The sequence below is a fragment of the Pradoshia sp. Z4_20 genome, from assembly GCF_058216035.1.
In genome coordinates this window covers 47,150-65,737 of record NZ_JBZAJD010000010.1, presented here as the reverse complement: position 1 = coordinate 65,737, position 18,588 = coordinate 47,150, and the positions used below count along the sequence as shown (strand labels likewise).

The following is an 18,588-nucleotide window of genomic DNA, read 5'->3' as shown; positions in this document are numbered from 1 at the left end:
AAAATATGAAAAAGAAAGCTTGGCTTACGCAATATCCGGAAGGTATTGCATCTGAAATCGAAATTCCGAACAAATCACTGCCAGACATTCTTCATGAAACGACAATCCATTACCCCACAAACAATGCCCTATCTTTTTTTGGAAGAAAAATGACCTATCAGGAACTTTTAGGGACATCCAATCGCTTCGCCGCAGCACTTCAGAATAATGATGTTAAAAAGGGTGATAGGGTGGCAATAATGCTGCCAAACTGTCCTCAGTATGTGATTGCCTATTATGGGGCCCTATCGATGGGAGGAATTGTCACACAAATCAACCCCATGTTAGTAGCTAGAGAACTGGAATATATATTGCAGGATTCCGATGCTGAAACGATTGTTGTCATGGATGCATTCTATCAAACTGTTAAAGCGGTTCAATCTACTACGAATCTCAAAAATATTATTGTAGTAAGCCTGCAGCCATCCGGGACAGAATTTGGAGATGATTGGACATTTGAGCGATTTATCTCTGAAACAGTCATGCCAGTAGAGCCAGTAGTTATTGATCCGAGTCATGATGTTGCTGTGCTCCAATATACAGGTGGCACTACGGGGAGATCGAAAGGAGCCATGCTCACTCATCGTAATTTAGTTGCCAATATCTATCAAACAAAGGAATTTTACAAGAAGATGGTAAATAAGGGGAAGGAACGGTATCTGACTGTCATCCCATTATTCCACGTATTTGGTATGACGGCCTGTATGAATAATTGCATATTAATGGCGAGTGAAAACATATTGCTACCCCGTTTTGATTTAGAAGAGGTCCTTCAAACCATAAAACAGGAGAAGCCAACTATATTCCCTGGCGTACCAACCATGTACGTGGCGATCAACGCTCATCCTAAAGCAAAGGAATATGGGATTGATAGCATAAAAATTTCCAATAGCGGAAGTGCTCCTATGCCTATGGAATTAATGAAGGAATATGAATCAAAAACGGATTCTAAGATTTTGGAGGGTTATGGTCTTTCGGAAGCATCACCCGTTACGCATTGTAATCCGGATTTTGGTGTTCGTAAACCTGGAACAGTCGGAATTGCCTTCCCATCTACAGATTGTAAAATCGTGGATGTAGCTACAGGGGTGGAGGAAGTCCCGGTTGGCGAACTGGGAGAATTAATTGTCAAAGGTCCGCAGATTATGAAAGGCTATTGGAATATGCCTGAAGAAACGGCTGTTGCTCTCCGCAATGGATGGCTATATACAGGGGATATTGCCAGGATCGATGAAGATGGATATCTAACGATTGTTGACCGTAAAAAGGATCTAATCATTGCAAGCGGTTATAATATCTACCCTCGTGATGTAGAAGAAGTCCTGTATGAACATCCATCCGTACAGGAAGCTGTTGTAATAGGAGTTCCGGATGAGTATCGCGGAGAAACAGTCAAAGCAATTTTAGTATTAAAAGCGAATGAGTCAGCTACGGATAAAGAGATTATAGAATACTGTAAAAATAATATGGCGGCCTATCGAGTGCCGACAATAGTAGAATTCCGTGATGAATTACCAAAAACAAATGTCGGAAAAATACTTCGCCGGGCTCTGAGGGAAGAAGTCAAAACAAAGTAAGGGTGACATGAATACACACGAACTGGGGTCTTGATGATGAAACAAAAAATTAAGAACACCAGCATTTCTTTATTTGAACAAAAGGGTTTTGCAGAAACATCCATACAGGATATTGTTGATTCTTTGGGAGTTACAAAGGGAACCTTTTATTACTATTTTGCAAGTAAAGAAGAATTATTGATGAATATTCATCTCGATTATATTAATGGATTAATTGAAAGACAGGAAGCGATCCTAAATACCTTGAGGAAAACCTGTAGACAAAAAATACACGATATAGCGTATTTACTAGTGAGTGATATTCGAACCCAAGGTTTAAGTGCAAAGGTGTTCTTCCGGGAAATGAAACTATTATCCGATGATAAGCTGGAAGAGATTTTGCCAAAGCGTGATCAATTTCGATTTAATATTGAAGATTTAATTAAGCAGGGAATGAAGACAGGAGAGCTACGTTCAGATTTAAATCCTACCATTGTTACATTTGGTATTCTTGGAATTTTGAACTGGAGCTATCAGTGGTTTAACCCTGAAGGAGTTATTTCTGAACATGAATTAGCAGACATGTTTGTAGAGATGATCATGAAAGGAATTGAAAAAGGGGAGTAGGAAATCACGACTCCCTTTTTTTTGAATAAAATTGCTTAATTGGAGCTGGTCGGTGTATAGATTACGAATATCCTCCGAGGCATACAGCAGGGTATAAATATAGCATGGATACTGTAAATGGGTAAAAGGAGGCCGCTATGGAATCAATGGTAACCGTCCGTTTTTCGGAAACAGATGCACTTGGTCATGTGAATAATACAAGTTATTTCATCTATTTGGAGGAAGCTCGTCTTCATTTTTTGAAGGAAATGGAACTGGATTTAAAAATAAGAAATTGGTCATTCATTTTGGCCTCGACTAAATGTGATTTCCTCTCTCAAGCCTATTTTGATCAAATATTAAAAATTAACACGACTGTATCCAGAGTGGGGACAAAGAGCTTTCAGCTTGAACATGATATTTACTGTGCCCAAACCGGTAACCCAATTGCCAAAGGGACTGCCATCCTTGTTCAGTTTAATTTTGACAAACAGGAAAGTGAACCGATTCCTGAAATGCTAAAAGAGAAACTGTTGAGGCTGGTCGAAGCTGTTTAATGAGTCCGATTTTTGAAAGAGGTGAGATAGACATGAACCAAGGAGTTAGTAAAGATACGATTCCCGTACGAAGTGGAGAAGAATTGCACCAGCATGTACTTGAATCATTTCTGCGGAGTAAGATTAGCGATTTGCCAGAAGGAAACCTGGAAATTGAACAATTCTCGGCAGGTCATTCAAATTTAACCTATCAATTGAAAATAGGCACATGGGAAGCTGTTTTAAGGAAACCGCCGCTAGGGCCTGTAGCTCCAAAAGCCCATGATATGCAAAGGGAATACAGCATCCTCTCAGAAGTATATCCTCTTTTCAGTCCGGCTCCAAAACCAATCCTTTACTCAGATGATGAGCATGTTGTTGGGAGTCCGTTTTTTATTATGGAACGAAAGCAAGGTTTTATATTTGATATTTCTGTTCCTGAAGGCATTAAACCTTCCCGTGAACTCTTTCAAAATTTATCAAAGGAAATGGTAGCACGGCTTGTTCAGCTTCATAGCATTTCCTATCAGGAGACTAGATTGAAGGAAATCAGTAAGCCTGATGGCTTTATGGAAAGACAGACAAATGGATGGATAGCACGTTATGAACGAGCAAAAACAGATGATATTCCACATATACAAGAATTAGAGAAATGGTTAGTAGACCACATTCCAGCTTCATGTGATGCTTCAATTATTCATTATGACTATAAATTGAACAATGCGATGTTTAATGAGGATGGGACGGAAATGGTCGGTCTATTTGATTGGGAAATGACGACGGTCGGGGATCCGCTCGCAGATCTTGGAGTAGCTATGAGCTATTGGGCAGAGGGGGACGATTCTGAAGTATTGAAGAAAGGACTGGGGAAGCCATCTGTTACGATTCGAGATGGATTTTATACAAGGGAACAATTTATTTCAGAATATGCAAGACAAAGCGGCCGTGATGTCTCCAATATGAATTTCTATTTAACATTTGCCTATTTCAAATTAGCGGGGATTTGTCAGCAAATCTACTATCGTTATCATAATGGCCAAACAAAGGATCCGAGATTTGCCAGCTTTGATAAGTATGTAAAAACATTGATTGAGCATGCTTATTTACTTACAAGGAATCAATAAGATGCTGAAAGTTCATGTCCTGCTGACCAAGGAAGATATATCACCAGAAAAACTGGCCTCAGGCAACAAGATAGCTGTTGTACTAGATATTCTCCTGGCCACAACCACGATTGTAACAGCTTTGCAGAATGGAGCAACAGAGGTTATTCCCGTTCTAAATCAGGACGAAGCTATTAAAGTAAGCAGACAATTTGAGAACGGACAAGCCTTGATGGCTGGGGAATTACATGCAGAACCAATCGATGGATTTTTTTATCCAGGACCGGTTAAAATTAGCACGCGTATCCATGGTAAAACCTTGATTCTTTCAACTACTAACGGCACAGTGGCTCTACATAAAGCGGCATATGCAAATCTAGTGTATATATCCTCCTTGCTTAATAATGCTGCCGTGGCACAGGCGATACTGAATGATAGCAAGGATGAAACTATTGTCGTGATTTGTTCAGGAAATTCAGGAGAATTCAGCCTAGAGGATTTCTATGGTGCCGGCCATTTAATTGCAAATATAACCTGCAGAACCAATCAAGGGATTGAGCTGAATGACGCTGGAAAAGCTGCATTGGCTTTTTATGACAGCCATTCATCTAATTCATACTCAGTTCTGGCGGCATCCAGAGTTGGATTGCTATTAACCAAATACGGATTAAAGGAAGATCTTCTGTTATCAAGTACAAGTGGATGTTATGAGATTGTTCCTGTGTTTAAAAATAATCGCGTTATATTAACGGTAAAAAAGGAGGTATAGGATGCGATTTCATGAGCAAGTTGCCGTGATCACTGGCGGTGGCAGCGGGATAGGAAAGGCTACAGCTCTGCGTTTGGCTAAAGAAGGAGCAAATGTCATTCTAGTTGGAAGAACCTTAGAAAAGCTTGAAAGTGTTGTTGATGAAATTAATAATCAAAGCCATCATATCCAGGCAACCTGTTTTGCGGCCGACGTTACGAAAGAAGAGGAAGTAACCGCGTTGTTAGATTTTATTGAGGATCATTTTATGGACTTGCATGTGGTCATCAATAATGCAGGTGGTTCAGTGCAATCAAAAATAATGGATACGGCCGTAGAGGCTTGGGATATCGTTCAGGAAGTGAATTTGAAGAGTGTGTTTTTGGTTTCAAAAATACTTGGAAAGTTTATGATGGAGCAAGCTAACCGTGGAGGTAATAGGGCATTTGTTAATATAGCGAGTCTATCAGGCCATAAAGCTGCTGCTCATATACCTCATTATAGTTCTGCAAAAGCAGCTGTGTTGAATTTTACGAAGGCACTTGCTTTTGAAATGGCACCATATGGTATCCGTGCAAACTCCGTATCACCTGGATTTGTTGAAACACCGTTGACAGAATGGTCTTTAACGAATGAACGGTTTGTGAAATCAATAGAACGCAACACAGCATTGAAAAGAGTAGGAACCAGTGAGGAAATAGCCAATGTTATTGCCTTTTTAGCATCGAGTGAAGCTTCATACATGACTGGTACAGATGTACTGGTCGATGGGGGATGGATGATCACGTAAAAGAGAAAGGGAGATGGATGATGGAACACTTATTAATAAAAGAGATAGGTTCAGTTTTAGTATTAACATTAAATAGACCTGAAAGCTTGAATGCTTTTAGCCCGGAAATGATAACAGGACTAATTAATGAATTAAAAAAAGCTGATAAAAATCCTAATGTGAAAGTAGTTATTTTAAACGGAGCAGGCCGGGCGTTTAGTGCCGGCGGAGATGTAAAAACGATGGGAACCAAATCAGCAGCTACTACCTACGAGTATTTAGGAGTCATAAATGAATGTATTTTAACGATGAAGGAGATTGAAACTCCTATTATTGCTGCGGTACATGGTTTTGCGGCAGGGGCCGCTTTTAATTTGGCGCTAGCCTCCGATTTGATTGTGGCCGCTGAGGGAAGTAAGTTCGTTTTAAGTTTTTCACAGGTTGGCCTTATTTCGGATGCAGGAGGTTCCTATTTTCTTCCACGCTTAGTTGGTCCGCATTTGGCGAAACAATTTTTCTTTTCAGCTGAACCTATACCAGCAGAACGTTTATATGAACTTGGGGTTATTAATAAACTTGTACCTTTGGAAGCTTTGCGTGATGAGGCGATTCAATATGCGACTATGTTATCCCATGGTCCAGGAAAAGCATATGGGCAAATGAAAAAACTGATTGATTATTCTTTTACGGCTACTCTCGAAGATGTCCTAGAGAGAGAACGTATCACTCAAACGATGATGATAGCCACGGAGGATCATCAAGAAGGTGTATCTGCATTTAAAGAAAAAAGAAAGCCGCAGTTTACCGGCAAATAAGAGAAAGGGAGTATGTATTATGAAAGCCATTCAATTTACTGAGTACGGAGGACCAGAAGTATTAAAAATGGTCGAATTAGATAGGCCGAAACCTGGTCCATATGAAGTATTAATTGAAATACATGTAGTTGGTGTGAATTATGCAGATACTGCCAGACGCGAAGGCCAATATGTTGTACCAACCAAACTTCCTTTTGTGCCAGGAGCAGAAGTTGCCGGGGGTGTAGTCGAAACTGGCTCAGAAGTGACAAACGTAAACATTGGAGCAAGAGTGGTCACGCTGATTGAATCTGGAGGATATGCTGAGTATGCTGTTGCAGAGGCTCGGTCCGTAATTCTCCTGAAAGAAGAACTGGATTTAAAAGAAGCGGTCGCCCTCCCACTTCAAGGTTTGAGTGCCTACCATATTTTAAAAACAATGGGGCAATTGCAAGAGGGTGAAACCGTTCTCGTTCATGCAGCAGCTGGAGGAGTTGGGACTTTAGCAGTCCAATTGGCTAAATTAATGGGCGCCGGTAAGGTAATTGCAACTGCCAGCACGGAAGAAAAGCTGGAGCTTGCACGTTCTCTGGGAGCTGATGTATGTATCAACTATACAAAAGAGGGTTGGTATAAAGACGTGCTGGAAGCGACAAACGGCCGTGGAGTTAATGTGGCGCTCGAAATGGCTGGCGGTGATGTTTTTAAGGAGACACTGAAATGCTTAGCTACGTTCGGGAGATTGGTGATATATGGTGTCGCAAGCGGAGAACAGGCCGTGATGCACCCCTCATCCTTAATGGCGAGAAACCAGTCGGTCATTGGATTCTTTCTTCCGCAAATTATGAGAAAACCAGAATTGCTGTTGCCGAGCATGCGTGATCTTTTTTCATTCCTAGAAGAGGGAAAATTAAAATTAATAATAGGTGAAGTCCATCCGATTGAGGAAGCAGCGAAAGTACATGAGCTACTGCAATCGAGGAAAACAACAGGAAAGGTAATACTCCAGGTTCGTCGTTAAGGTGATGATATTCTCGCAAAGCATGCAGTTCTAGCATGCTTGTTTTTTATTATAATAAGAGTAAGTATAAATGTGACATTATTTGATATTGTTATATTGATATTATCTTATATCCATTTTAATGGAATAAAGAAACATCATTAAATTTGTATTATGTGCCATTGTTTTTACTAGTTCTTATTTTGTAAACTATTATAGTGAAATAAAAAAATAAGGACTGAAGATAATGGAATGGAAAAACATATATCGTGGTATGTTAATGGGAATCAGTGATTTAATTCCCGGTGTAAGTGGAGGAACCATAGCGTTTATATTAGGTATTTATGATCGCTTATTATTATCAATCAGTGGCTTTTTTAGCCGTGATTGGAGAAGGTATCTGGGCTTTTTATTGCCACTGGCAATCGGTATGGGGTTTACTATACTGACGTTTAGCCGATTGATTGATTATTTGCTAGAGCATCATCATGAACCGACACAATTCTTTTTTGTAGGGTTAATCATCGGTGTACTGCCATTTATTATAAGACAGGCAGAGGTGAAAAAACACTTTACAGGAAAGCATTTTGTGGTTGTCGTTTTGGTCGCGATCATGATGGCAGCACTAGGTTTCCTGAAGCCGAATGAATCTGTTGTTATATCTGATGTAACGCTTTTATCTGGGCTTGGATTATTCTTTTCCGGCTGGCTTGCAAGTATGGCTATGCTGCTTCCAGGTATTAGTGGCTCGTTTATATTATTGTTGCTCGGTGTTTATTCAACTGTTATTTCTGCTTTATCAGATTTAAACTTTACAATTATTATACTTGTAGGGGCTGGAGCAGTGGTTGGTTTTATTGTGAGCAGTAAAGCAATCAGCTTTTTACTGAGGGCATATCCACATATGACGTTTGCAGTCATAATGGGGTTGATTATTGGATCTATATTTGTAATCGTTCCTGGATTGCCAACAGGAATAGGTACTATACTGCTATGTTGTATAACTTTTGTGGCAGGTCTTTTGGTAACGAAAATTTTTACGAAGTAATAATTGACTAGAAAGTAAAAGGATTGTCTCGGACAATCCTTTTTTATTTTGTTTCGACTGCACTGTTAAAACAATTATGTGGGATAGATAGGAAAAGGGCGTTTATGCTTAGAATATTAAGACATAAGCAAATGTATAGATTAACTACAATTTTACAATAAAAAGTATTGGAGGTTGAATCGTGCAAAAGGGACTGAGGTTTATATTTTTGGCATGTCTTATTATAGGAGTATCAGCATGTGGAAGCGAAAAAGAAGAGACGATAAATAAGGATAATAAAAAGAATCAAACTACAGAAGATGTAAGTACGGATAATAAAGAAGGTACCGAAGATAAAGAAACAAAAAATGGCGTGGCATCAAAAGGAGAAGAGCCATCTGTATCCTCTGAGGTGTATCAAGATCGATTTACTTCTGGCAATATGGGTGTGAAAAAGATACTATATGAAAATTTAAAAATGTATGACACTAAAAATATTGAGGACGTAATCATTACGTTAGAAGGTATACAGTATGCTGAGATAACCCCATCAGAGGAAACTAAATCAAAGTTCAAAAATTTAAATGAAAGAGACCGTATCATACTTACCATGAAAATAAAGCTTGTGAACAATTTCAAACAACCATTAATATTTAAATCCATTCGTTCTTTTTTAAGAGGGAACGATAATCAAATAACCTATCTGCCAGAAACAAATCTGGAGCCGAGCCAACAAGGAGAAATTGCTGCCGGAACATCTAGTGAAAAGCTTCATGTCTTTTTAATAGACAAGGATTTGTTCTTAATTACACGAAATTTAAAATTGGAGTTTGGGCCATTCCTAAACAGTGAAGGTAAAGATTTATTTAATGGTAAAAAGACAGAATTTGAAATCCCATTACCGAAGTAATAGCTATAAAAAGAACCGTAATTCTGCTTGTCAGAATCACGGTTCTATCCCTGTGTTAAACATGTTGCAGATTGTTAAGAATTAATCAAATCTGGAGTCACTAAGAATGCGGCCAATCTCTTCCATATGGCCTGTTTCATCGGAGATAAGATCTTCTAGTTTAACAACTAATTCAGTTAAGCCTAATTCCTCAGCTTGTTTCTTGCGTGTTTCGTAGCGATCTATTGTATCTTTTTCTGCCTGATAGGCAGATTCAAGCATTACCTTAACATCAGTGGTTTGTTTAACTTCTGCTGGTGTTACAGTTGGTGTTCCACCCAATGTACTGATTTTTTCTGCAAGATATAAAGCATGTCCCTGTTCATCGGCTATTTCACCTTCAAAGAAAGGTTTCAGTGTTTGTCTGTATAAACCAGAAACCATTGCCGCATAGCTAGAATACATGATTGATGCAGCATATTCGTTTGCTAGATCTTCATTTAAACCATCTATTAATTCTTTTAATTTTTTTTCCATTCTATAATCCACTCCTTCTATATTCTATAATTCAAATGTACCCTACTTTACTACATATTAAGCATTTTTTTTGTGGCAGGATTTTGAAATGTTCAGGGAATATTTTTACATAATAAAAAGCCTGATCCGATAAAGGACCAAGCTTGGATTATTAAGTCAGATTAATTTTGAGAAATTAATACGTTTATTGAGAGCATACATAATTGGAGCACCAATTGTCATGACTGCTAATTCTCCAGCTGCGGTTGTTGCCCATGCAAACCAGAAAGGAAGTTTCAAAACAATATTTAACTCTATAGCAATTAAGAACATGGTAAAAGTAAAAACGAATGTATTAATAGCCATCCTTGCCCAAATATTGCGGACAAATCGGAAGGTTAGAATGGTGATTGTTAATGCTAGTATGGATTGGCCAACACCAAATATTAAATCATATGCACCCATTGATGAGAAAAAGAGGTTAGAGATAAATACTCCTATCACAATCCCATACATGTATTTTTTATTAAATACAATCAAGTGATTGAACATTTCAGGTACTCGAAACTGAATGTTCGAAAATGCGATTGGCTGTACGATTATAGTGACAGCAATATATAAGGCTGCCAAAACTCCATTTACAGCAAGCGTTCTAATATTCATTTTTTTCTCTCCCTTAGTTTTTTATCGTGGGATGGTTACGAACCACGTTTAGTATTTCCGAAGACACCAAATAATCATAAGCATAATAAGATGCCTAGTCAACAAAGAATTGTAGTTGCATCATGTTCGAAACATCATCGTATAGTTATGATCGACTGGCATAAATCAATAAAAGACGCCGAGAGAAATCTCGGCGTCGTCTCTTATTTAATCGTTAGTTTAACGACTTGGAGTTAATTTTTTTGTATTGATTGGTTTTATGTCATCCTTTTTGAAGATAGTTTTACGAATCCAGGGAAGAACGTAATAGTCTCCACCGAATCGGCCGGCATTTGCACCTGCTACAAGAATAACCATTCCCAGTATGATGTAGAGCGGGTTAGTAGATACTGTTCCGCCAAATAAAAACATAAAATTCATTAATAATCCAAAGAAGGCAGCTGTAGTTGTTAAGACACCAAGCAGTAACCCAAGCCCAACTAGAAATTCTCCCCATGGAATTAAGATGTTGATTAACCCTACGTTAGGAATCGCAAATTTTTCAATGAATGAACCATAAATCGGATACAGTGCCCCTCCGTCTGGCCCAGTTACAGGATTAGCAACAATATTTCCAAGGAATCCGGATGCATCAAATGCTCCGCCTTTAATTTTCTCAAATCCATGAATCATCCATTCATAACCAAGATACAGTCTTATAATCAATAATAGTCCGGAGGCATATTTATTAGTTCGTAACCAATTCATCATTTTAAATCACTCCCATATGGATTTAACTGGCTCTAATCCGCGGTTTTTAGTTCCAGTAACTTTCTATACCTTATTTATATACCATATGCTTGATAATGTGGTGCATTATCCCTGTGTTTCTTTTTTTGTACAAAAATATGTGAACCTTTTAAGTTAATACTAAAAACAACTTTACAAACGTGATATTGTTCGTTCCTTCACAAACTTTTACATAATGAACCAATTAGTGTTGTATTAGAATGAAAAATAACACTCTTAATTAAATGAGCTATTTAAAAATTTATATATAAGAGTAAAATATATTTAATGATAAAAGGTTAGAAAGAGAACATTTAAGGAAAATAATAGTATAGGTGTTTGAAGGAGGAATGGGAATGAGCTTACAATCAGTTATTATTGAAGCATTACATGTTAAACCGGAAATAAACCCTAAAGAAGAAATCAAAGACAGAGTTGGGTTCCTAAAAAGTTACTTAAAGAAGAGCGGAGCAAAAGGATTTGTTCTAGGAATCAGTGGCGGTCAGGATTCTACATTGGCAGGACGTCTGGCTCAGATGGCTGTGGAAGAACTGCGTGAGGAAGGGGTTGCGGCTAAATTTATTGCTGTCAGACTTCCATATGGAGTACAGCAAGATGAAGATGATGCTCAGCGTGCTCTGCAATTTATTAAACCAGATGAAAGTATTACTTTTAATGTCAAGTCTACTGTCGATGTCATTACAGATCAATACAAAGAAGCAACTAATGAAGCATTAACCGATTTTAATAAAGGGAATGTGAAAGCAAGGCTTCGTATGATTGCGCAATATGCCATTGGTGGACAAAATGGACTTCTGGTAATAGGTACAGACCATGCTGCTGAGGCAGTGACAGGTTTTTATACAAAATATGGAGACGGCGGAGCTGATGTTCTTCCTTTATCGGGTCTCTCTAAGCGCCAGGGCAGAGAATTGCTTAAAGAATTGGGAGCTGAGGAAAGACTTTATATGAAAGAGCCGACTGCCGATTTGCTGGATAATAAACCGCAGCAAGCTGATGAAACAGAGCTTGGCTTAAAATATGATACGATTGACGACTATTTGGAAGGCCGTAAAGTCGATGCTGAAGCTGCATTAAAAATTGAAAAACAATATTTAAAAACAGAACACAAACGTCAAATGCCTGCATCCATTCACGATAATTGGTGGAAATAACTAACCAAAAAGTAAGCCTGTGATTTTCATAATCATGGGCTTATTCTATTGTAAGGTGAAATGAATCGTGATTAAGATAACGATATACTGGTATAATTAATTGGAGAATAAAAAACACGAATTGTTTTAGTTAATTTTCTGAGGGTATAGGATATAATCTATTAATATATTTATTTCAAATATGACAAATGTTCCATTTTGCTATCATATTGTATTGAAGATGAAACTTTACCGAAACCGTTTTGCAATCAAATTTTATTACACTATATAAGTTATAAACTATTCTATTGAACAAATTTGTGTGAGAGAACCAGGGAGGGGTCGTATGATGAATAATGAAAATAACTTGATTGAAAAGTCCTTATATAAAACCTTATTAACAAACGATAATGCGGCGAATCCGTTGCTTATAATAAGTGAAGAATTTTTGGCAGAACAACAAAAGGAATTGCCTGAGCTATCAACGCTTAGATTTGCTCAGGGAGAGCTTTATTTCCATTATAAAGACTATGAGACATCCATTTTTAAATGGGAAAAGGTTAGCAATGACCTGGCGCCTTGGGCTATAAAGAATATGGCGGATGCTTACTTTGCAATGGCTATGTATAAAAACGCTGAAGAGCTATATAAATCTATCGAATCAGACTCGATTATATTGAATACCGAAGTTGGATTGCAATTATTTGCTCTATATACGAAATTGGATAAAACTGAACTGGCTGATAAAACGATTAAAAAGGTAGTTAAGTTGAATCCAGATGACTCTCAAGTAACAGAAATAGCACGTTCATTCTTTGAAGAGCAACGTGATTGGAATAGTGCAGTTGAACTTGCAGTAAATGAATCCATCCGTACGGAGTCATTGCTTTGGTATGATGTTCTGCAGTCCTATATTGATCAGGGTGTAACGAAAAATATGGAACCTGGCTATTTTTACCAAGTATTACATAAGCTCTATTCCATAGATAGCGGTCAATTTGAACAACTTGCAGTATCTCTTTGGAACAGCTATAAGGGCGAACCGGCATATTTGCAATGGGTTCAGGGATTTAATGATTTACTGCAGGATCTGGAACTTGTTCATCCCGAACCATGGTCAGATTTATCTTTCTTATTTAAAGAGGGTTACTTCGAATTAATTAATGGACATAAATTATTAAAAACATTAAAGGGCTTATTACCAAGTTTATTACGTAACTGGATTCGCATAACAGATAGGAAGCATGCTCTTTTAGCTTCTTCTGCTATATTGGCATGGAACGATAATTTTCCTGGTATGATAGGTCAAATAGATATTGATCATGCAGAGAGAGTATTAATGCAGGCTGAAAATAACCGGAATGGCTTGGAGGATAGCGTTCGATTATTTGAGGAAATTGATCAATGGGCAAATCAAAATAATTTATCTGTCAGCGAAAGACAAAAATGGATTATTGATGAATTATTAGATGTAAATGTACAGCATATTATGATTGCCGGAACTAGCGGTAGCGGTAAATCTGCCTTAATTCATTCTATTTTAGGAGAAGAGTTATTTGATAAACCAACTTCATCGGCTATCATGTTTAAAAATGCCGAAGAAGAAAGCATAATGGAAGTGACAGACTCTTCGATTAATCCACTAAATTTAGAGGAACTTGAAGATAAGGTTTCAAACAGAAACTTTGTTGATAACAAGCCAAGTATCATTGAATACCATCTTCCGAGTCAATTCTTGGCCGAAAATCAAATAGCAATCATCGATACTCCCGGATTCAGTATTGCAAATAATAAAATCCAGGAAGTACGCCGTTATTTGAATATGGCAGATGGTCTTTTACTTGTATTAGATGTAAATGATCCATTTACAAACAAAGAACGCGAAATTGTTATGGCCCTTCATGAACAAGTGCCAGATCTGCCAATTCATTTCTTATTAAATAAAATGGATCTTGTTCACAATGATCAGGAGGCTATTCGTATAGTGGATGAAGCTTGGTCCAGAATCAGTCCTTACCTGCCAAATGCTACAATTTTTGCTCATTCTGCTCATTATAGAAGCAATAGGCAGCTTTCAGATTTTGCTGAATTTATTAAAATGAATCTAACAAGCAAATATAAGGAAAGCGCTCGTACTGCTAAGCTGCTTCACTTTGTACGTGAGACTATATCAAGCTTGCTGGACCAACGATTGGAAAGGGAAGAAAGCTTGATTGAATCCATTCATTGGAATGAGGACCTTTTAGCAAAACTAAATGGTGCGAAGAATCAGATGGAGGATTTGGAGAAAGAAAAAGCAGTATTGTTGCGTAAGACGTTTAAACAAAGGAAGGAAGCCATTCGCCTTGATGTGGAGGCGGCGGTACCTAAAATTCTCCGAGCCAGCAAAGATTTAATTACAGAGGACAGTGATTTCCGCAAGATTCATATAGACTTAAATGAGAAAATGAATGTACGGATTCAGGAATACCTGGAGAATACGATTTTGCCTAAGTATTTTTATTCCTTAAAGGATTGGATTACCGAAGCGGAAGTAGAGTTAAAAGAGAGTCAGGCTTATTTAAAAGAAATGGCTGAAGGCTTCAATGCCATTTATCAGGAAGAACGAATGAAAATGGAATGTGATTTCAGAGTGCTGGATGACTGGCGCAGGGATGCAAACCGAATGACGAGCGGTGTACAAATGGAGACCATTAATATACTGCTTCGCCACACACCGCAACAATTATTATTGAAGAGTGCAGGCATGTTATTCGGATCGATTGCGAATAAAAGTGTTATGTACAATAAATATACAACGTTGATTGAAACACAGGATTATACAGAGGTTGCTCAATTGATTGCAGATAAATTCCTGCTGCAATTTGATATGTTTGAAAAATCGATTACTCGAGATGTTTCAATGTTCTTTGCAGATCCGACAGAAGTAATGAATGGTGCAATGTCAGATACGAATGAGAAAATTGCTGAACATAATGGCGTACTTGAGAAGATGCGTTCTCAGCCAGAATTGTATCGTGACCCATTAAAGCTATACGAATTGCGATTACGACAATACGAATGGATTTTAATTGGTCAAAAAGAAGTTCAAACTATTTCAAGGTAAAAAAAGGTGATTCAGGATGGTGGTTAAGCCATCCTGAATCACCTTTTTTATGTGAAGTTTAGGAGCTTTAAGATGTTCGCAGTTTATAGAATTTAATGAAATTTTTAACAATAACCTTTACTACTGAATAAGTAGGTATAGCTATGAGAATTCCTATAAATCCGTATAAGGAACCCGCTACAAGCAGCAATAATATGACCGTCAGCGGGTGGATATCCAAACGTTTTCCCATTACCTGAGGTGTAACGAGATGACCCTCAAGCTGCTGGACAATGACTAATAATATCAGAACTTTAAAGGCTGTAAATGGGCTGATTAATAGACCTGATATAATCGCAGGGATGGTTCCAAGGAACGGTCCAAGGAAAGGTACAACGGTCAGTAAAGTTGCAAAAATAGCTAAAATTAATGCGTTCTCAAGCCCAATAATTAGATATCCAATATACATAAGGATGCCATCGACTATTGCAACGATAAATTGACCGACGATATAAGTGGATAAGGTTTTATCAACATCCATTAAAATTCTGTTGCCCTCGTCCTCTACATTAGCAGGGATATGCTTTAATAAAAAGGGTCTGAGTTTATGCCCATCCTTAAGAAAATAAAAAACAATAAAGGGAACAATTAAAAGTACAGTGACTATGCTCGTAACTGTCGAAAATATGGTTACAGCATGATCGGATAATACTTTAGGAAAACTATCCGCATATTCTTTCCCGTATTGAGTGAGCTTGTCTACGGAAAAATAGGTTGAGGCGGCATTCTCATTTATAATTTCCTTTGACTGGGATGTGATTGTTTCTATTCTGTCCGGTATTTTATCGATGAGTTCTTCGCTCTGAGAAACAATGACGGGCCCCAAGAAATGGACAGTAGCATAACCCATTCCGCCGATTACTGCATAAATGAGAAGTATACTGATAGTAATCGGCATATACTTACTCAAAAAATGAACGACCGGCCTCAATATATAATATAAAAGCCCAGCTATTAAAATCGGAAAAAAGATGGTTATAATCAGTTTTTGAAAAGGCCATATAAAGTAATCAATCTTCCCTAATAAATAGATAATGATTAGTATTAAAATAGTGCCGGTTGCATATTTATAAAAAGGTTTATTAAACCACATAGAGCACCCCCAAATGTTAAATTAATGTCTTCACATCTATACCCTTAATTGGTTTAGTTATACTCCAATGTCAGGTAAATAAATGGCACCGCATAACCTGAGAAAACAAACAGCGATTATCATAATAATAAAGTGATAATCGCTGTTTAATATTCTAATATATTAATTTGGTGAACCTTTCATCATCGATGATGACAAATTATTGTTCTTTAATTATAATACCTAATTTAGTAAATGCCTGATTTACGCTGCTTTCTGTTTGGATACATGAAAAATCAATTCCAAGCTGTATGCTTGTTTGTGCCACCTCGGCACGAATTCCTGTCATGATTACCTCTACACCGATTAATTTGAGTGCTTCTATCATTTGAAAAAGGCGGTGTGCTACCAAAGTATCAACGATAAAAACCCCGGATAAATCAATAATTAATGTGGAGATTTGATTGTCTGCACTTTGCTGAAGTGTACTTTCATTTATAGCTCTGGCCCTGGTGGAATCAATATCACCCACTATCGGCAATAATCCGATATTTTCAGTCAATTTAATCACAGGAGAACTTAACTCATTGATTAGGTTGGATTGTGAGTGGATTCGCTTTATCAATATGTTTGTATAGTTTTCTGTATAGCTATGTGTAAGTTGATCTATTGTAGAATTAAACTTTTCCTCCCAGAAAAAAATATCTCTAAAGGTAATATCCAAGCTGGTCATGTCGATAAAGTTTTTTGTGTATTTCCATATAACTCTTCTTAAAAGCCCGGCAGCATTAATAGAATTACTTAGAGGTGTACCGGATTCAAGGCGTACCTCTGCAATAGATAATGTGCGTTCTTTTATTATATAATCTCTCTCTTCTTCTGATTGAAACAAGCTGTTTGCTATTAAAAACAAATATTCTTTAAACTGCTTCTTTAATGCATTAATTGTATGGATAGATCCGTTAAGAGAATAATCTGCTTCAGTACTCTTCGGCATTAGTGAATACCAATCTTCAATTATTTCATCTGAATGAGTAATCAAATAATCATATAAGGCTTTTGATTTAGTTTCCATAATGACCTCTTTTCTTTACCATTCTATATTCAATATTTTGCGTGTATTATGAGAAAAACACAATTAATTAATTACTATTTTTGGAAGAAAAACATGGTTTATTTTAAAGGAATTTGTAGTTTTGACTTTTAGTGTCATAAAATACAAAAAAATCAAAATTAAATTGCGTATTCTTGTAAGCAACCTTATAATGTTATTCATAGACTTTTCTGAATATTTAAAACAGAAAACAAGAGGGGGCGTCATTTTGAAAAAGAAATCATTATTTATGTTTATTATGATAGCTATTATTACTGTCATTGCAGCTTGCGGTTCGAAAGAGGAAGAGAGTGCCGGCGGTGAAGGCGGTACAGATAAGACGTTGAGAGTCGTGACTGATGCGGCATATTCACCATTTGAATTCCAGAAGGAAGGTAAATTGGTTGGTTTTGACGTTGATATTGTGAATGCTGTGGCGAAGGAAGCCGGTTTTAAAGTGAATATTGAACATGTAGGATGGGATCCATTATTTGTCGAGATTAAAAACAAAAGGGCAGCGTTTGGGATGTCAGCGATCTCAATAAATGATGAACGGAAAAAAACATATGATTTCTCTGTTCCATATTTTTTATCAACCAATAAAATTCTTGTCCCAGAAGGCAGCGATATTAAATCTGCACAGGATTTAAAAGGGAAGAAAATTGCTGTTCAGGCTGGTACGACAGGTCAATTTGCGGTTGAAAAGGTAGTAGGCAAAAATAATAAAGACATCAAGAAGTTTGAAACAACTGTACTGGCGATTATGGATATGAAAAAAGGCGGTGCAAAAGCTGTTGTAGCTGATAATGGCGTTGTCGAGGAATACGCTAAAAATAATCCTAAGGATAAGTTTGTGGTAGTAAAGGACCCGAATGCATTTGACAATGAATACTACGGTTTAATGTTTCCGAAGGACAGTAAAGATAAGGCTGTCGTAGATAAAGCTTTAAACGAAATTTTAGAAAATGGAACATATACTGAGATCTATAAAAAATGGTTTGGAGTCGATCCAGATCTTGAAACATTAAAAGCTCAGCAATCGAAATAATAAAGGTGTGAGAGGACTGCGTATCACAGGTGTTGCTGTGCTACGCAATCTTTGTCTAAGGG

At 37.3% G+C, this 18,588-nt stretch carries 18 protein-coding genes and 1 riboswitch; of the genes, 13 read left to right on the top strand and 5 right to left on the bottom strand.

Features of this window, described 5'->3' with window-relative positions:
• Positions 1-5 precede the first annotated feature (5 nt).
• The 10 genes from AC4BHP_RS17050 to AC4BHP_RS17005 all read left to right on the top strand — a co-directional run bounded on the left by AC4BHP_RS17050 (position 6) and on the right by AC4BHP_RS17005 (position 9,088).
• Complete coding sequence (locus AC4BHP_RS17050; protein ID WP_490553509.1) at positions 6-1,616, top strand: long-chain-fatty-acid--CoA ligase; 1,611 nt, start codon at positions 6-8, stop codon at positions 1,614-1,616.
• A gap of 36 nt (positions 1,617-1,652) precedes the next feature.
• On the top strand, positions 1,653-2,222 hold the full coding sequence (locus tag AC4BHP_RS17045) for a TetR/AcrR family transcriptional regulator (protein WP_490553494.1): 570 nt from the start codon (positions 1,653-1,655) through the stop codon (positions 2,220-2,222).
• A gap of 137 nt (positions 2,223-2,359) precedes the next feature.
• Positions 2,360-2,758: an acyl-CoA thioesterase gene (locus AC4BHP_RS17040; protein WP_139892680.1), complete on the top strand. Its 399-nt coding sequence runs from the start codon at positions 2,360-2,362 to the stop codon at positions 2,756-2,758.
• A gap of 32 nt (positions 2,759-2,790) precedes the next feature.
• Complete coding sequence (locus AC4BHP_RS17035; RefSeq protein ID WP_490553492.1) at positions 2,791-3,861, top strand: phosphotransferase family protein; 1,071 nt, start codon at positions 2,791-2,793, stop codon at positions 3,859-3,861.
• Position 3,862: 1 nt separating this feature from the next.
• Entirely contained in the window at positions 3,863-4,609 is a 747-nt protein-coding gene (locus tag AC4BHP_RS17030) for a 2-phosphosulfolactate phosphatase (RefSeq protein WP_139892678.1), read from the top strand.
• Position 4,610: 1 nt separating this feature from the next.
• Entirely contained in the window at positions 4,611-5,378 is a 768-nt protein-coding gene (locus AC4BHP_RS17025; RefSeq protein WP_490553490.1) for an SDR family NAD(P)-dependent oxidoreductase, read from the top strand.
• Positions 5,363-6,172, top strand: coding sequence for an enoyl-CoA hydratase/isomerase family protein (locus tag AC4BHP_RS17020; protein ID WP_490553488.1), 810 nt, complete (start codon positions 5,363-5,365; stop codon positions 6,170-6,172). The genes AC4BHP_RS17025 and AC4BHP_RS17020 overlap by 16 nt, the downstream gene beginning before the upstream one ends.
• Before the next feature lie 19 nt (positions 6,173-6,191).
• Positions 6,192-7,172, top strand: coding sequence for a quinone oxidoreductase family protein (locus AC4BHP_RS17015; RefSeq protein ID WP_490553486.1), 981 nt, complete (start codon positions 6,192-6,194; stop codon positions 7,170-7,172).
• A 226-nt stretch (positions 7,173-7,398) separates the two neighbouring features.
• A complete protein-coding gene (locus tag AC4BHP_RS17010; protein WP_066108029.1) occupies positions 7,399-8,199 on the top strand; it encodes a DUF368 domain-containing protein in 801 nt (266 codons plus the stop codon).
• A gap of 181 nt (positions 8,200-8,380) precedes the next feature.
• Complete coding sequence (locus AC4BHP_RS17005; RefSeq protein ID WP_066108026.1) at positions 8,381-9,088, top strand: hypothetical protein; 708 nt, start codon at positions 8,381-8,383, stop codon at positions 9,086-9,088.
• 81 nt (positions 9,089-9,169) lie between these two features.
• On the opposite strand, the gene AC4BHP_RS17000 is transcribed toward AC4BHP_RS17005, so the two are convergent.
• From AC4BHP_RS17000 to AC4BHP_RS16990, 3 genes are all read right to left on the bottom strand, one after another.
• A complete protein-coding gene (locus AC4BHP_RS17000) occupies positions 9,170-9,604 on the bottom strand; it encodes a ferritin-like domain-containing protein (RefSeq protein ID WP_066108023.1) in 435 nt (144 codons plus the stop codon).
• A gap of 156 nt (positions 9,605-9,760) precedes the next feature.
• Positions 9,761-10,246, bottom strand: coding sequence for a QueT transporter family protein (locus AC4BHP_RS16995; protein WP_066108019.1), 486 nt, complete (start codon positions 10,244-10,246; stop codon positions 9,761-9,763).
• A gap of 7 nt (positions 10,247-10,253) precedes the next feature.
• Positions 10,254-10,298: riboswitch (PreQ1 riboswitch) on the bottom strand.
• A 167-nt stretch (positions 10,299-10,465) separates the two neighbouring features.
• Entirely contained in the window at positions 10,466-10,996 is a 531-nt protein-coding gene (locus AC4BHP_RS16990; protein WP_066108017.1) for a DoxX family membrane protein, read from the bottom strand.
• Between the two features lie 374 nt (positions 10,997-11,370).
• Here AC4BHP_RS16990 and nadE point away from each other — a divergent pair, with 374 nt between their 5' ends.
• The gene (gene nadE, locus AC4BHP_RS16985) at positions 11,371-12,189 is read left to right on the top strand and encodes an NAD(+) synthase (RefSeq protein WP_066108014.1); all 819 of its coding nucleotides are present in this window, start codon (positions 11,371-11,373) and stop codon (positions 12,187-12,189) included.
• Positions 12,190-12,514: 325 nt separating this feature from the next.
• Entirely contained in the window at positions 12,515-15,274 is a 2,760-nt protein-coding gene (locus AC4BHP_RS16980; protein ID WP_139892676.1) for a GTP-binding protein, read from the top strand.
• A 67-nt stretch (positions 15,275-15,341) separates the two neighbouring features.
• Here AC4BHP_RS16980 and AC4BHP_RS16975 read toward each other — a convergent pair whose 3' ends face one another.
• Entirely contained in the window at positions 15,342-16,406 is a 1,065-nt protein-coding gene (locus AC4BHP_RS16975) for an AI-2E family transporter (protein ID WP_066108011.1), read from the bottom strand.
• A 199-nt stretch (positions 16,407-16,605) separates the two neighbouring features.
• Positions 16,606-17,460: an STAS domain-containing protein gene (locus tag AC4BHP_RS16970; protein ID WP_490553482.1), complete on the bottom strand. Its 855-nt coding sequence runs from the start codon at positions 17,458-17,460 to the stop codon at positions 16,606-16,608.
• A 247-nt stretch (positions 17,461-17,707) separates the two neighbouring features.
• Between AC4BHP_RS16970 and AC4BHP_RS16965 the strand changes: the two genes are divergently transcribed.
• Positions 17,708-18,526, top strand: coding sequence for a basic amino acid ABC transporter substrate-binding protein (locus AC4BHP_RS16965; protein ID WP_490553481.1), 819 nt, complete (start codon positions 17,708-17,710; stop codon positions 18,524-18,526).
• Positions 18,527-18,588: the final 62 nt, after the last annotated feature.

Excerpts from the sequence above, each read along its gene's own strand:
- AC4BHP_RS17035 (WP_490553492.1), top strand. The coding sequence starts at position 2,791 with ATGAACCAAGGAGTTAGTAAAGATACGATTCCCGTACGAAGTGGAGAA.
- AC4BHP_RS17025 (WP_490553490.1), top strand. The coding sequence starts at position 4,611 with ATGCGATTTCATGAGCAAGTTGCCGTGATCACTGGCGGTGGCAGCGGG.
- AC4BHP_RS17015 (WP_490553486.1), top strand. The coding sequence starts at position 6,192 with ATGAAAGCCATTCAATTTACTGAGTACGGAGGACCAGAAGTATTAAAA.
- AC4BHP_RS16980 (WP_139892676.1), top strand. The coding sequence starts at position 12,515 with ATGATGAATAATGAAAATAACTTGATTGAAAAGTCCTTATATAAAACC.
- AC4BHP_RS17010 (WP_066108029.1), top strand. The coding sequence starts at position 7,399 with ATGGAATGGAAAAACATATATCGTGGTATGTTAATGGGAATCAGTGAT.
- AC4BHP_RS17040 (WP_139892680.1), top strand. The coding sequence starts at position 2,360 with ATGGAATCAATGGTAACCGTCCGTTTTTCGGAAACAGATGCACTTGGT.
- AC4BHP_RS16995 (WP_066108019.1), bottom strand. The coding sequence starts at position 10,246 with ATGAATATTAGAACGCTTGCTGTAAATGGAGTTTTGGCAGCCTTATAT.
- AC4BHP_RS17045 (WP_490553494.1), top strand. The coding sequence starts at position 1,653 with ATGAAACAAAAAATTAAGAACACCAGCATTTCTTTATTTGAACAAAAG.
- AC4BHP_RS16970 (WP_490553482.1), bottom strand. The coding sequence starts at position 17,460 with ATGGAAACTAAATCAAAAGCCTTATATGATTATTTGATTACTCATTCA.
- AC4BHP_RS16990 (WP_066108017.1), bottom strand. The coding sequence starts at position 10,996 with ATGATGAATTGGTTACGAACTAATAAATATGCCTCCGGACTATTATTG.
- AC4BHP_RS16975 (WP_066108011.1), bottom strand. The coding sequence starts at position 16,406 with ATGTGGTTTAATAAACCTTTTTATAAATATGCAACCGGCACTATTTTA.
- AC4BHP_RS17050 (WP_490553509.1), top strand. The coding sequence starts at position 6 with ATGAAAAAGAAAGCTTGGCTTACGCAATATCCGGAAGGTATTGCATCT.
- AC4BHP_RS17020 (WP_490553488.1), top strand. The coding sequence starts at position 5,363 with ATGGATGATCACGTAAAAGAGAAAGGGAGATGGATGATGGAACACTTA.
- AC4BHP_RS17030 (WP_139892678.1), top strand. The coding sequence starts at position 3,863 with ATGCTGAAAGTTCATGTCCTGCTGACCAAGGAAGATATATCACCAGAA.
- AC4BHP_RS17000 (WP_066108023.1), bottom strand. The coding sequence starts at position 9,604 with ATGGAAAAAAAATTAAAAGAATTAATAGATGGTTTAAATGAAGATCTA.
- nadE (WP_066108014.1), top strand. The coding sequence starts at position 11,371 with ATGAGCTTACAATCAGTTATTATTGAAGCATTACATGTTAAACCGGAA.